The organism is Ferrovibrio sp. GW821-FHT12F09 (genome assembly GCF_058806775.1).
In genome coordinates this window covers 1,049,843-1,062,117 of the sequence record NZ_JBXAPZ010000001.1, presented here as the reverse complement: position 1 = coordinate 1,062,117, position 12,275 = coordinate 1,049,843, and the positions used below count along the sequence as shown (strand labels likewise).

12 protein-coding genes are annotated in these 12,275 nt (G+C 64.6%); 3 read left to right on the top strand and 9 right to left on the bottom strand.

What is annotated here, in order from left to right; genetic code table 11:
• Positions 1-31: 31 nt before the first annotated feature.
• From AC1ROB_RS05475 to AC1ROB_RS05460, 4 genes are all read right to left on the bottom strand, one after another.
• On the bottom strand, positions 32-1,255 hold the full coding sequence (locus tag AC1ROB_RS05475) for an amidohydrolase family protein (protein ID WP_492973318.1): 1,224 nt from the start codon (positions 1,253-1,255) through the stop codon (positions 32-34).
• Between the two features lie 14 nt (positions 1,256-1,269).
• Positions 1,270-3,747 carry a branched-chain amino acid ABC transporter ATP-binding protein/permease gene (locus AC1ROB_RS05470; protein ID WP_492973319.1) on the bottom strand — a complete coding sequence of 826 codons (2,478 nt, stop codon included), beginning with the start codon at positions 3,745-3,747 and terminating at the stop codon, positions 1,270-1,272.
• Between the two features lie 4 nt (positions 3,748-3,751).
• Positions 3,752-4,624 (bottom strand): branched-chain amino acid ABC transporter permease, encoded by an 873-nt coding sequence (locus tag AC1ROB_RS05465; RefSeq protein WP_492973320.1) that lies wholly within the window; start codon positions 4,622-4,624, stop codon positions 3,752-3,754.
• A gap of 72 nt (positions 4,625-4,696) precedes the next feature.
• Positions 4,697-5,911 carry an ABC transporter substrate-binding protein gene (locus AC1ROB_RS05460; RefSeq protein WP_492973321.1) on the bottom strand — a complete coding sequence of 405 codons (1,215 nt, stop codon included), beginning with the start codon at positions 5,909-5,911 and terminating at the stop codon, positions 4,697-4,699.
• Positions 5,912-6,174: 263 nt separating this feature from the next.
• Here AC1ROB_RS05460 and AC1ROB_RS05455 point away from each other — a divergent pair, with 263 nt between their 5' ends.
• Positions 6,175-6,603 (top strand): nuclear transport factor 2-like protein, encoded by a 429-nt coding sequence (locus tag AC1ROB_RS05455; protein ID WP_492973322.1) that lies wholly within the window; start codon positions 6,175-6,177, stop codon positions 6,601-6,603.
• Positions 6,604-6,607: 4 nt separating this feature from the next.
• Here AC1ROB_RS05455 and AC1ROB_RS05450 read toward each other — a convergent pair whose 3' ends face one another.
• On the bottom strand, positions 6,608-7,303 hold the full coding sequence (locus tag AC1ROB_RS05450; RefSeq protein WP_492973323.1) for a GntR family transcriptional regulator: 696 nt from the start codon (positions 7,301-7,303) through the stop codon (positions 6,608-6,610).
• A gap of 122 nt (positions 7,304-7,425) precedes the next feature.
• Positions 7,426-7,926, bottom strand: coding sequence for a GNAT family N-acetyltransferase (locus AC1ROB_RS05445; protein WP_492973324.1), 501 nt, complete (start codon positions 7,924-7,926; stop codon positions 7,426-7,428).
• Between the two features lie 79 nt (positions 7,927-8,005).
• On the opposite strand from AC1ROB_RS05445, the gene AC1ROB_RS05440 reads away from it, so the two are divergent.
• Positions 8,006-8,785, top strand: a complete 780-nt coding sequence (locus tag AC1ROB_RS05440) for a COG3650 family protein (protein WP_492973325.1) — start codon at positions 8,006-8,008, stop codon at positions 8,783-8,785.
• 46 nt (positions 8,786-8,831) lie between these two features.
• Complete coding sequence (locus AC1ROB_RS05435; protein WP_492973326.1) at positions 8,832-9,542, top strand: RluA family pseudouridine synthase; 711 nt, start codon at positions 8,832-8,834, stop codon at positions 9,540-9,542.
• Here the strand turns inward: AC1ROB_RS05435 and AC1ROB_RS05430 are convergent.
• From AC1ROB_RS05430 to AC1ROB_RS05420, 3 genes are read right to left on the bottom strand one after another with little or no spacing between them, the layout of a single operon-like run.
• Complete coding sequence (locus AC1ROB_RS05430) at positions 9,520-9,645, bottom strand: DUF2474 family protein (protein ID WP_492973327.1); 126 nt, start codon at positions 9,643-9,645, stop codon at positions 9,520-9,522. The genes AC1ROB_RS05435 and AC1ROB_RS05430 overlap by 23 nt on opposite strands.
• Positions 9,629-10,636 (bottom strand): cytochrome d ubiquinol oxidase subunit II, encoded by a 1,008-nt coding sequence (cydB, locus tag AC1ROB_RS05425; RefSeq protein ID WP_492973328.1) that lies wholly within the window; start codon positions 10,634-10,636, stop codon positions 9,629-9,631. The genes AC1ROB_RS05430 and cydB overlap by 17 nt, the downstream gene beginning before the upstream one ends.
• Positions 10,633-12,054: a cytochrome ubiquinol oxidase subunit I gene (locus AC1ROB_RS05420; RefSeq protein WP_492973329.1), complete on the bottom strand. Its 1,422-nt coding sequence runs from the start codon at positions 12,052-12,054 to the stop codon at positions 10,633-10,635. The genes cydB and AC1ROB_RS05420 overlap by 4 nt, the downstream gene beginning before the upstream one ends.
• Positions 12,055-12,275: the final 221 nt, after the last annotated feature.

Genomic DNA, 12,275 nt, shown 5'->3' with positions numbered 1-12,275 from the left:
GTCCGATCAATGCGACGCACGGATCGCGGCGTCAAGGCCGATGCAGTTCGGCCTGCGGCCGGGTGAAGCTGCGCCGGCCGCGCTTGAGCCCGAACAGCAGCGGCGCCAGTTCGGCCACGGCGCGGGCCGAGGCAAAGGCATCCAGCACCACCAGATCGGCCGGATTGCCAACCGCAATACCGTAATCCTTCAGGTTGAGCAGCTTTGCTGCCTGCGCCGTCACCATATCGAGGCAGGCGGCCATTTCTGCCGGCCGCCCAAGTTGCGCGATATTGGCGTAGAGATTGGCCATGCGCAGCAGCGAGCCGTCGCCAAACGGCGTGAAGGGGTTCAGCACATTGTTGGTCGACAGCGAGCAGGTGACGCCCCAGCTGCTCAGGCGATGCGCATGGGTCACGCCGCGCGGGATATTGTGGTCATGGCCGCGGCCCATCAGGAACAGGTCGGTGGCGGGCAACACTGTGACGGCAACGCCGGCCTCTTTCAAACGCTGCGCCACGATTTCAAGCTGCGCCGGGGGCAGAGCGGAAAGTTTGGTGACATGGCCGATGGCGACGCGACCCGCCATGCCATGGGCCCGGGTCTGGCCGCAGACCTCATCCAGGCTCATGCGCGACGGGTCAAGATCGAAATCGAGATGGAAATCGATGTCGGTACCGAAACGCTTGGCAATCTCGAATATCCGCGCGATCTGACCATTCGGATCGCTGTCGGTATAGGGGCAGCCGCCGATCAGGTCGGCGCCGGCGTCCATGGCCTGAATAAGCAACTCTTCGGTGCCAGGGTCGTTCAGCAGGCCTTCCTGGGGGAAGACGCAGATCTCCAGATCGATGGCCCAGGCGTAATCGGCCTTCAGGCGCCTGATCGCGGCGAAGCTGCGCAGGCCGATGCGCGGATCGATTTCCACATGGGTGCGCATGCGCATGGTGCCCTGGAGAATGGCTTTTTCCAGCGTGGCCCTGGCCCGCGTATAGACATCGTCTTCGGTGAAGGCCTTTTTTGCCACGGCGACTTCGGCGATGGCATCAGCCAGCGTGCCTTCACTGCTGCAGCGTTCGAGGATGCAGGATTTGTCGAGATGCACATGGGTTTCGACGAAACCCGGCACGACGAGCCGCCCGCCGATATCCTCGACCGGCCCCTCTCCGTCCAGACCGGCGGCGATGGCGGCGAAGCGGCCGTCCTGCAGGCCGAGATCGACCGGGGCATCATGGCCGGCCAGACGGGCATTGCGGAGAATCAGATCGAAGCGCATGACGCTGTTATAGCTCAATCCGCAGCATGGCCAAGATAGGCAGCTTCCAGCGCCTTGTCGCCGCGCAGCGCTTCGGCGCTGCCCTCGCGCACCACGCGGCCGGATTCCAGCACATAGGCGCGATCCGCCACCGCCAGCGCCAACACGGCCATCTGGTCGACCAGCAGGATGGTGACCCCTTCGTCGCGCAGATCGGCCAGCACCGAGAAAACCTCGTTGATGATGGTGGGCGCCAGGCCAAGCGAGGGCTCGTCCAGCATCATCACGGCAGGCTTGGCGATCATGCCGCGCGCGACGGCCAGCATCTGCTGTTCGCCGCCCGAGAGAAGCCCGGCGCGGCTGTGCAGGCGTTCGCGCAGACGCGGGAAACGCTGCAGCAGGGCGGCGACTTCTGCTTCGGGCTTCACATCTTTACGCGTATAAGCACCCAGCAGCAGATTGTCGATCACGCTGAGTTCGGGGAAGACCTGACGGCCTTCGGGCACCAGCACCAGGCCGGAAGCCGCGATCCTGTGCGCCGGCTGTTGCCGCAGTTCGGCGTCATTGAGCAGTACAGAGCCTTCGATGGGGCGCAGCAGGCCGCTGATCGCGCGCATGGCCGACGACTTACCGGCGCCGTTGGCGCCCAGCAACGCCACCATCTCGCCCTGGCGGACATTGATGCTGAGCGTTTCCAGCACTGGCGCGGCCCCATAGCCCGCCGTGAGATTGACGGTGGCGAGCACCGCGTCGGCCGGACCCGACCAGGGCTGCGCCCGCGCGCGGCCGCTCATCTCGGCGCCACCGAGATAGGCCTTGATAACAGCCGGATTCTGCCGCACATCCGCCGGCGTGCCAGCCGCAATAGGCGTGCCGGCATCGAGCACCACGACATGGTCGGAAATGCCCATCACCAGCGTCATGTCATGCTCGACCAGGATCACGGCGATGCCGAGATCGGCGATGCGGCGCAAAAGCAGGCTGAGACTGTCCTTGTCGCCGCGCATCAAGCCGGCGGCGGGTTCGTCCAGCAGCAGCACGCGCGGCTGCGTGGCCAGCGCGCGAGCAATCTCGACCAGACGGCGATCCACATGGGGTAGCGCGGAAGCCAGCCGCGCCACCGGGCCGGTATAGCCGACGAAGGCCAGCAGCGCCTCGGCGACTGCGGCTTCATCCCCGGCCTTGCTACGGCCGAGCAGGATGCCGAGCCGGCCACGCCGCAGCGCGATGCGGATATTGTCGAGTACGCTCAGATCGCCGAACAGCTGCGTGGTCTGGTAGGTGCGGGCGATGCCGGCCCGCCCGATGGCCCAGGCCGGCCGACCGGCGAGATCGTCTTCCAGCCGGATGCTACCGTGATCGGGTCTGTAGAAGCCGCCGATCATGTTCAGCACGGTGGTCTTGCCGGCGCCGTTCGGGCCGATCACGGCGGTGACCTTGCCCGTTTCGGCCGCAAAGCCGACGCCATGGGCGGCGCGGATACCGCCGAAACTGATGCTGAGACCTTCAACGATCAGCGGCAGTGCCGAGGCCGGCTTCAGCCATGCGGCCAGATCGATGCCGTCATTCTGCGCCACGCGCGGATCTTCGCGACGGAACCGCGCCACCAGGCTGCCGATGATGCCGCGCGGCGCGGCCCAGAGCACGACGAGCAGCAGGATGCCGAAGAACAGCAGCCGGTATTCGGCAAAATCCGACAGCAGTTCAGGCAGACCTACGGCAACGATAGCGCCCAGCAGGGGCCCGAAGACCGAGCCGGCGCCGCCGATGATCACGGCAAGCAGGAACAGGATCGACTGGAAAAAGGGAAACGAGCTAGGTGCGATGAACATCATCAGCGGCGAGAACAGCGCGCCGGCCAGGCTGGTCAGCGCGGCCGACATCGCGAAGGCCGTCACCTTGATCACCACCGGATTGAGACCCAGCGACTGCGCCGCGACTTCCGAGTCACGCACCGCCCGCATCCCCAGGCCCCAGGCGCTGACACTGAGCCGGTGATAGAGCGCAAAAGCAAAGCCGGCGAGCAACACAGCAAAGATCGCCATCTCGCGCTCGCCAAACGAAATGCCACCGAGCGCCGGCGGCAGGATGCCCATCAGGCCGTTCGAGCCACCGGTCAGTTCGCGCCACTCCACCGCGCCATGCTCGATGATAAAGGCAAAGGCGATGGTGACCATCGCCAGATAGGGCCCCTTCACCCGCAGCGCCGGCAGTGCCAGCAAGAAACCGACCGCGCCGCCAAGCAAGCCGGCAGCAGGAAAAGCCAGCCAGAAGCTGATGCCCTTCAGGCTGAGCACCGCCGTCGTGTAAGCGCCGATGGCGTAGAAGCCGACATGACCGAGCGAGACCTGGCCGGTGAGGCCGAGCAGGATATTGAGGCCGACACCGACGGTGGCCGTCATCGCCACCAGGGCAAGGACCAGCAACATGTAACCCTGGGCACTGCCCGACAGCAGGATGCCAAGCGCGGTGAGCAGCAGGATGGCAATGGGTATGATGGGACGCGAGGTCATGGCGTCACACCTTCTTGACGCCGGCGCGGCCGAGCAGGCCGTTGGGCAGCAGCGCCAGCGCGACGATGACAATGGCAAAGCTCAGAATCTGCGTATAGACCGAACCGAGCGAGACGGTGATGGTGGCTTCCATCAGGCCGAAGACCAGGCCAGCCAGCATGACACCCCAGGCCGAGGTCATGCCGCCGAGAATGGCAACGGCAAAGGCCTTGATACCGAACAGCGTGCCCATGTCGGAATGCACGGCATAGAGCGGCGCGATCAGCAGGCCGGCGATGGCGGCGAACAGCGCCGAGACAGCAAAGGAGCCGGCAATGGCGCCGCGCACATTGATACCCATCAGGCGTGCGGCATCGGCATTCTGCACCACCGCCAGCAGTGCCTTGCCGTGCCTGGTACGCTGCATCAGCTGCTGCAGTGCCACAGCCATGGCGAGACCGACCACGGGAATCACCAGCTGCAGCGGATAGACGCCGGCACCGAAAATCTCCACCGGCTTTGTGGCCAGGGCGGAGGGAAAGCTGCGCGGCTCCTTGCCGTAGGTGAACAGCACGATGTTATCGAGGATGATGCCGCCGGCGACCGTGGCCATCAACCAAGCATTCGAACCGCGTTCGGCAAAGGGGCGCACTAGAAAGCGCTCGACCACCAGGCCGAAGATGGCGCAGAGCAGCAGGCTCAGGCCGATCGCCACCGGCATGGGCCAGCCATAGCGCACGCCGAAGACATAGCCGAGCACGGCACCCAGCATGACGACACTGCCCTGACTGAAATTCACGGTGTTGGAAACGGTATAGGTGACGTGATAGCCGAGCGCGATCAGGCCGTACATGGAGCCCAGACCGAGGCCGGAAATAATGGCGGACGTTACAAGCATGGCGGTTGATCCCGCTCTGGCATGAGAATCGAAAACCGGGCCGGTTTTACAACCGGCCCGGCGGAAACGGACTCAGTTGGTCAGCGGCAGGATTTCCGGGCCGACGAAGCGGGTGAAGATGTAGTCCTTCGGGCCGAGCGCATCCTGGTTGTCGGTCGAGAAGGGCTTGAAGTAGCTCTTGATCAGGCCGTCATACTTATCGATGGCGTAGAAGCCGTGACGGACCTTCGGGCCTTCGGTGCTGCCGGCCTTGGTGATCGCCAGGGCACTCAGATGCAGGGCATCATAGGCATTGGCAATGCCGACCGCCGGCGTCACATCGGCGGTGCTCTGGATTTCCGGGAACTTCTTCTTCAGGGCGGCGAAGACCTGCTCGCCCTTGGGCGACAGCTTGCCCGAGAAGCTGAAGGTCTGGATGAAATGCACCTTGGGCGCGCTGGCACCGGCCAGCTCGTTGAAGCGGCCGCCGGCCGGGCCCCAATGCGAGACGATCGGCACATCCCAGCCCATACGATCGAGCGACTTCACCACGATGGAGGACGGCGCCACGTTGCCGACCATGAACAGCACATCGGCGCCGGCCGCCTTCAGTCGGGTCAGCTGCGGCACCACATCGACATCGGGATCGTTGAACTTCTCGATCCCGGCATATTTCATGTTCATGCCGGCCAGGGCCTTCTTCAGGCCGGCCTCGTTCGACTCGCCCCAGGAATTGTTGATCAGGATCATGCCCGGGGTTTTGGACTTGTATTTGGCGACCGCGTAATCGACCAGCGCCTGGTCGACGATCTCGTCGACGGCAGAGACGCGGAAGGCGTAGTTTTCGGGCGCGCCATTGCGGGTGATCGGCGTGCCGGCCGCCCAGACGCCCATGAAGGGCACCTTTTCGGCATTGATGAAGGGCACGATGGCCATCGAGACCGGCGTGTCGAGACCGCCGAACAGCACGGCCACCTTCTCACGCTGCACCAGTTCGCGCGCCGCCAGCAGGCCCTTGCCCGGGTTGCTCTCGTCGTCGCGCCGCACCAGTTCCAGTTTCTTGCCGAGCACGCCGCCCTTGGCATTCACCTCGTCGATGGCGATGGTCAGGCCGCGGGTGATCGCCTCGCCCGACTTGGCCGACTGACCCGAAAGGGCTGCGACCAGGCCGATCTTGATGCTGTCCTGGGCGACGGCCGGGAGCGGCGCGGCCATGACCGCAAGGCCAAGGGCTGCGACGGTGCCGAGCGCCAGACGCCGGGTGAGCATCATGGACGTGAAAGGTTTGGAGCGGAGCGGTGCGGACATGCGGAGCCTCCCGGGCTGAGTTTGATCCGCCTTGATGTTCGCAAGGCACATGCCAGAATTTAAGCTATTGATTTTAATTGGTAATTTAATTAGCCGGCACTCCGCTGGCTAAATTGTATGCAATCCTCAACAATTGGCGCGCAAATTGTATTCAATTTTTGGTGACAATCCTCGCGCAGGCGTGATTTGCTGGGTTTTAAAGCCCGGCATCGCTCTTGCTAGACAGGGACATCCGTCGCGTTTTCGCCAGTCAGGAGTCGATCATGACCGCAATGCCCGCCGCTGCCTCCGCCTTTGCCGGCCTGACCGGCGAAGCTGAGATTGTCCGCCTGTTCCTCGAGGCCAGCATGGTGCCTGATCCGGAAACCGCGCAGCGCTACATCGCGCCAGAGCTGGTGATCACTTTCACCGGCGGCCGCAAATACAGCCATCCGCGCGAAACCGCGGCCTTCAATGCCAAACGCTACAAATGGGTGAAGAAGGCGATGGAGCGGTTCGACGTGGCGCCGGGCGCACAGGAAACCATTGTCTACAGCATCGGCACGCTGTATGGCGAATGGCATGACGGCACGCCCTTCGAAGGCAACCGCTATGTCGACCGCTTCGTGGTGCGGCAGGGCAAGATCGTGAAGATGGATGTGTGGAACGATTCCGCTGAACGCCTGTTGATCCGCAACAACCTCGACCTGTAACCGCTCAGAGGTGATCCAGCCCGTGATGTTCGACCAGATCGAGCAGCAGGCGGCTCGCACGCTGGCGATGGATGCGATGCAGCCGATGCGCGGTATCGCCATCGCGCCGCCGGATCGCCGCCACCACGGCGGCATGCTCGTCATTGGAGACCGAAGGCTTGGGCCGCAAATGCAGCGTGGCCATGCGGGCGCGATGCGACTGGTCGCGGATCGCATCCACCATGCCGATCAGACGCTGGTTGCCAGCCATCTCGACCAGGGCGCGGTGGAAGCAGGCATCGCCGGCCGCCCAGGCCTCCAGGTCATCGGCCTGCAGAGCCGCTGCCATGCCTGACAGCAGACGATCCAGTTCGGTGCCCTCGGCCGTCGTCAGACCGCGCCGCGCCAGGATATCCACGGCGGTCGCTTCCAGGCCAGCGAGCAGATCGTAGATCTCGCGCAGGTCGGCCGCTGACATCGGCAGCACGCGCATGCCATGGCGCGGCCGTACTTCGACCATGCCATCCTGCGCCAGACGGATCAGCGCCTCGCGCACCGGCGTGCGGCTCATGCCCAGCAGCAGGGCGATTTCCTGTTCCAGGGCCTGGGTGCCCGGCGGCAGCTCGTTGTCGAGGATGCGGCGCTTGAGTTCGTCATAGGCCCGGCGCGTCTGCGATGGACGCGCGCCGGCTACCTGCCCATTGGCGGTCATGGTCTGCATGCTGGTATTTCCCCCGTGGCTGGCCGGCCCGTTTTTTTATGGGTCCGATCCTGCGCTGGAGGAAACATAGCGGAAGCCCGGCGTGGCCGGGCGCTAAATTTTTGTAAACACCCGCCGGTGGGTCAGGCCGCCGGGCGGCTCATATAGAGCACCGGCAAGGCGGTGTCGCCGGCCGGCATGCTGCCGCTCGCTTCGGCCCGGTAGCCGAGTTTTTCATACAGTGGCACAGCATTGATATTGGCGCGCACATAGAGATGCGGATAACCGACGGCGGCGGCGGCCGCCTCGGCAGCACGCACCAGGGCCGTGGCCAGGCCTTTACGGGCCCAGTCCGGATGCACGAAGACCTTGCGGATACGCGCGGTCTGCGGGCGGTCGGTCATCGCCAGCCAGCCGGCGGTCGCCACCAGCATCCCCTGCCCGTCGCGCGCCAGGATCAGATGCGACCGCAGGACATCCTCGGCATAGGCCGGGGCAGCGATCAGGGCCTCATGGGCCGCGATCTGCGCCGCGTCATGCTGGCTGGCCGCCAGGATGCGGAAGGCCATGGCATGCAGGCGGCGCACGGCCGGCAGATCGTCCGGCGTGCAGGGATACAGGGTGACATCGGCAGGCAGCGTCATGGAACCAAAACCTAGAAAACCGCGTTTTAATCTGCAAGGCAGCCACATGGCGGCCCTATTTGTTTGTCTGGATGCCTGCATGAAACATGGACTGCTGTTCCTGGCGCCGGCCCTGCTGCTGGCGGCCTGCTCCGCGACGACGACACCTGGCCAGATCGTGCTCACCCGCCAGAGTCGCGAGGCGCAGGACTGGGGCCGCTTCCTGCCTGATCTTTATCGCGGGGTGAGCGCCTGTCTGGCGGCGCATCCGGCGCAGCCCGCCTTTGCCATTGAGGCCGTGCCACAGAACCACGGCATGGTGCTGGTGCGCCTGCAGGGCGCCGATGGCAGCCGCGCGGATTGCAGCGCGGGCATCAGCGGCAGTCCGGCCCCGAAGCTGACCCCTGCCACGACCGAGGCGGCCCAGGGTCCATCCTTCACGCCGGCAACGATGCCCGAGCCGTTCCTGCGCTGTGGCAAGCCCGAACCGGTGCTGAGCGGCAACGGCCGCCTCCTCGGCTGGCTCACCTATATCAACCGCGACTGCCCGCCGGAAATCGCCGCCGCCGATAGCAGCTGGCGCGCCTTCGGCAACGAACCCTACTGGAGCCTGCGCATCGCCGGCGAGGATGTGATCTTCGACCGCCTGGGCGACGTGCCGCAGCGCTATGCCGCCAAACCGGCATCGGCCGGCGACAAACGGATGACCTGGGTGCTGGATTCAGCCGAGGGCGGCGCCCGCGACGGCCTAGAAGTGGTGATCCGCGAAACCGACTGCGGCGACAGCATGGCCTCGCGACGCTATCCCTACAGCGCCGAGGTGACCTTCCAGGGCCGCTCCTTCCGCGGCTGCGCCGAGAAGACTGCGGCCATCCCCTGATGCATCGGCCTTGACCTGCGGCAGCATCTGAGTCACCCCTGCGCCAATGAATGCCGCCGACTTGGAACAGCGCCTGCTGTATCGCGATGCCCTGATGCTGGTGCTGGACAAGCCCGCCGGCCTGCCGGTGCATGCCGGGCCGGGCGGCGGCGACAATCTGGAACGCTATTTCGACCATCTGCGCTTCGGCCTGCCGCGGCCACCGGCACTGGCGCATCGGCTGGATCGCGACACCTCGGGCTGCCTGGTGCTTGGCCGCCATCCGAAAGCCCTGCGCAAGCTGGGCAAGCTGTTCCAGGACGGCCGGGTGGAGAAGATCTACTGGGCGATCGTGCGCGGGACGCCGGAAAGTCCGGAAGGCCGCGTCGATGCCGCCCTGCGTAAGCTGAGCACCAAGAACGGCGGTTGGCATATGGCCGTGGCGCCAGCCGACGATCCGCAGGCCCAGAGCGCCATCACCGATTATCGCCTGCTCGGCAAATCATCCGACGGGCTGAGCTGGATCGAATGCCGGCCGCGCACCGGGCGCACGCATCAGATCCGCGTGCATATGGCAGCGCTCGGCTGTCCACTGGTCGGCGACACGCAATATGGCACTCATGCCGCCGATCGCGAGACCGTGCTGCATTTGCAGAGTCGCGGTATCAGCCTGCCGCTCTATCCCTCGCGCGATCCCGTCAGCGTCACGGCGCCGCCGCCGCCGCATATGCGCACCGCACTGAAAGATTGCGGCTTTACGTTTTCAACGCCAGCTTGATCGCATAGCCCACGGCGGCGACGCTGAGCACCCCGGCCGCCCACAGGCCGACGAACCAAAGCAGACGCTGCCAGACCGGTTTGCGGTCAGTGATAGTGGGCATGGCGATCCACCTTGCCGCGGAAAACCCAGTAGGCATAGGCCGTGTAGCCGAGAATGATCGGCAGTAGGATGACGGCACCGACCAGCAGGAAGCCGAGCGAAACATCGGGCGCCGCCGCGTCGTAGAAGGTGATTGATGGCGGCACCATCAGCGGCCAGAAACTGATGCCAAGGCCGATATAGGACAGCACGAAAAGCGCCAGTCCCGCCAGGAAGGGCGTCTTCTCGCGGCGATGGTCGTGCAGGCCGCGCCACAGGATGCCGGCGGTGATCAGGACCAGGACCGGCATCGGTGCCGCGATAATGACATTCGGCCAGGTGAACCAGCGGGCGAGGAACTGGGCATCCAGGAACGGCGTCCACAAGCTGACCAGGCCAATCATCGCCACCAGAAGAATGCTCAGGCGGCGACCGTAAAGATAGCAGCGGTCCTGCAGGCTGCCATCGGTCTTGATGATGAGCCAGCAGGCGCCGAGCAGCATGTAGCCGATCACCAGCGCAGCGCCGGTGAGCAGGCTGAAGGGGGTGAGCCAGTCCCACCAGCCGCCGGCATAGGCGCGACCGCTGACCTTGATGCCCTGGATCAGACCGCCCAGGGCAATGCCCTGCATCAGCGTCGCAACGAACGAACCAAGCGCGAAACTCCAGTCCCAGACCGGCTTCCAGCGCACCGTGCGCCACCGGAATTCAAACGCCACGCCGCGGAAGATCAGGCCGAGCAGCATGGCGGTGAGCGGCGCATAGAGGGCGGGCAGGATCAGCGCATAGGCCAGCGGGAATGCTGCGAGCAGTCCGCCGCCGCCGAGCACCAGCCAGGTCTCGTTGCCATCCCAGACCGGCGCGACGGAGTTCATCATCACGTCGCGGTCTTTCTCGTCCTTGAACAGCGGGAACAGGATGCCGATGCCCAGATCGAAGCCGTCGAGGATCACATAGGCCAGCACGGCGAAGGCGATCAGTCCGGCCCAGACCAGCGGAAGATCGAGGGTCATGGTGCGTCTCCCCTGGTCATCATGGCCGGCCCCGGCATGATGCCGGCCGTGCGCAACGGCGCTTCCAAAGCCGGCTCGTCGGGCCCGTCCGATCCCGGCGTCTTGCCCATCATGCGCAGGATGTAGAAGGTGCCGGCGCCGAAGACGATGAAATACACCACGATGAAGGCGATCAGCGACGCGCTGACGCCCGGCAGGCCGATGGGCGAGACGCTGTCCACTGTCCGCAGCAGGCCGTAGATCGTATAGGGCTGCCGCCCGACTTCCGTGGTCACCCAGCCGGCCAGCACCGCGATGAAGCCGCTCGGCCCCATGACGACGGCAACACGATGCAGCAGCGGCGTCGCGTAGATGCGACCGCCCAAACGCAGCACAAGACTGGCAAAGCCAATCAGCATCATCAGCAGACCCAGACCGACCATGATGCGGAAACTCCAGAACACCACCGGCGCCGGCGGCCATTCCTCGCGCGGAAAAGCCTTCAGGCCTTTCAGCTCGCCATCAGGGTCATGGGTGAGGATCAGGCTGCCGAGTTTCGGGATGCCGATGGCGTATTTCGTCTCGCCGGCCTCGTTGTCGGGCAGGCCGAACAGGTAGAGCGGCGCGCCTTTCTGCGTCTCGTAATGGCCTTCCATCGCCGCGACCTTGGCCGGCTGATGCTTCAGCGTGTTCAAGCCATGCAGGTCACCGACGAAAATCTGGATCGGCGCAACGATCACGGCCATCCACATGGCCATCGAGAACATCACGCGCGCCCCCGGATTGCTATTGGCATTGCTTTTGTCGCGCAGCAGATGCCAGGCGCCCACGGCGCCAACCACGAAAGCAGTGGTGATATAGGCCGCCAGCACCATATGCACCAGGCGATAGGGGAAGGACGGATTGAAGATCACGGCAAACCAGTCTTCCGGCACGAACTGGCCGTTCGGTGCGATGGCATAACCGGCCGGTGTCTGCATCCAGCTGTTCACCGCCAGGATCCAGAAAGCCGAGAGGAAGGTGCCGAAGGCCACCATGGCCGTGGCGAACATGTGCAGGCCCCTGCCGACACGGTTCATACCGAACAGCATGACGCCGAGGAAGCCGGCCTCAAGGAAGAAGGCCGACATCACCTCGTAGCCCATCAACGGGCCGATGACAGGTCCGGCCTTATCGGAGAAGACCGACCAGTTGGTGCCGAACTGGTAGCTCATCACCAGGCCGGAGACGACGCCCATACCGAAGCTGACGGCAAATATCTTCAGCCAGAAACGGAAGACCTGCAGATAGACCTCCCTCTTCGTCACCAGCCACAGCGCCTCCAGCACAGCGAGATAACTCGCCAGACCAATGGTGAAGGCGGGGAAAATGATGTGGAAGGAAACAGTGAAGGCGAATTGCAGTCGCGCCAGGAAGACGGGATCGAGCAGGGCTTGCATCGGCAGTTCCTCCGCGGGGCATGCTAGGACCGTTTCCCGCTTGTCCAAAGCAAAACCGCAACTCCGTCCTGGGTCAATCGCATGTTGCAGGCGCGAATTGCCGCATTGGGGCAACGCGCCGCAGGGTTTGGACATCGTGCCGCATGGCGTTCTACCCATGGATCATGCGACCCTTGCGACCTTTGCAACGTTCAACATACTGGCGACTCGCTATAGTGGCG

Bases quoted from the DNA above. Each gene is read 5' to 3' on its own strand.
- AC1ROB_RS05475 (WP_492973318.1), bottom strand. From the start codon at position 1,255: ATGCGCTTCGATCTGATTCTCCGCAATGCCCGTCTGGCCGGCCATGAT.
- AC1ROB_RS05470 (WP_492973319.1), bottom strand. From the start codon at position 3,747: ATGACCTCGCGTCCCATCATACCCATTGCCATCCTGCTGCTCACCGCG.
- AC1ROB_RS05465 (WP_492973320.1), bottom strand. From the start codon at position 4,624: ATGCTTGTAACGTCCGCCATTATTTCCGGCCTCGGTCTGGGCTCCATG.
- AC1ROB_RS05460 (WP_492973321.1), bottom strand. From the start codon at position 5,911: ATGTCCGCACCGCTCCGCTCCAAACCTTTCACGTCCATGATGCTCACC.
- AC1ROB_RS05455 (WP_492973322.1), top strand. From the start codon at position 6,175: ATGACCGCAATGCCCGCCGCTGCCTCCGCCTTTGCCGGCCTGACCGGC.
- AC1ROB_RS05450 (WP_492973323.1), bottom strand. From the start codon at position 7,303: ATGCAGACCATGACCGCCAATGGGCAGGTAGCCGGCGCGCGTCCATCG.
- AC1ROB_RS05445 (WP_492973324.1), bottom strand. From the start codon at position 7,926: ATGACGCTGCCTGCCGATGTCACCCTGTATCCCTGCACGCCGGACGAT.
- AC1ROB_RS05440 (WP_492973325.1), top strand. From the start codon at position 8,006: ATGAAACATGGACTGCTGTTCCTGGCGCCGGCCCTGCTGCTGGCGGCC.
- AC1ROB_RS05435 (WP_492973326.1), top strand. From the start codon at position 8,832: ATGAATGCCGCCGACTTGGAACAGCGCCTGCTGTATCGCGATGCCCTG.
- AC1ROB_RS05430 (WP_492973327.1), bottom strand. From the start codon at position 9,645: ATGCCCACTATCACTGACCGCAAACCGGTCTGGCAGCGTCTGCTTTGG.
- cydB (WP_492973328.1), bottom strand. From the start codon at position 10,636: ATGACCCTCGATCTTCCGCTGGTCTGGGCCGGACTGATCGCCTTCGCC.
- AC1ROB_RS05420 (WP_492973329.1), bottom strand. From the start codon at position 12,054: ATGCAAGCCCTGCTCGATCCCGTCTTCCTGGCGCGACTGCAATTCGCC.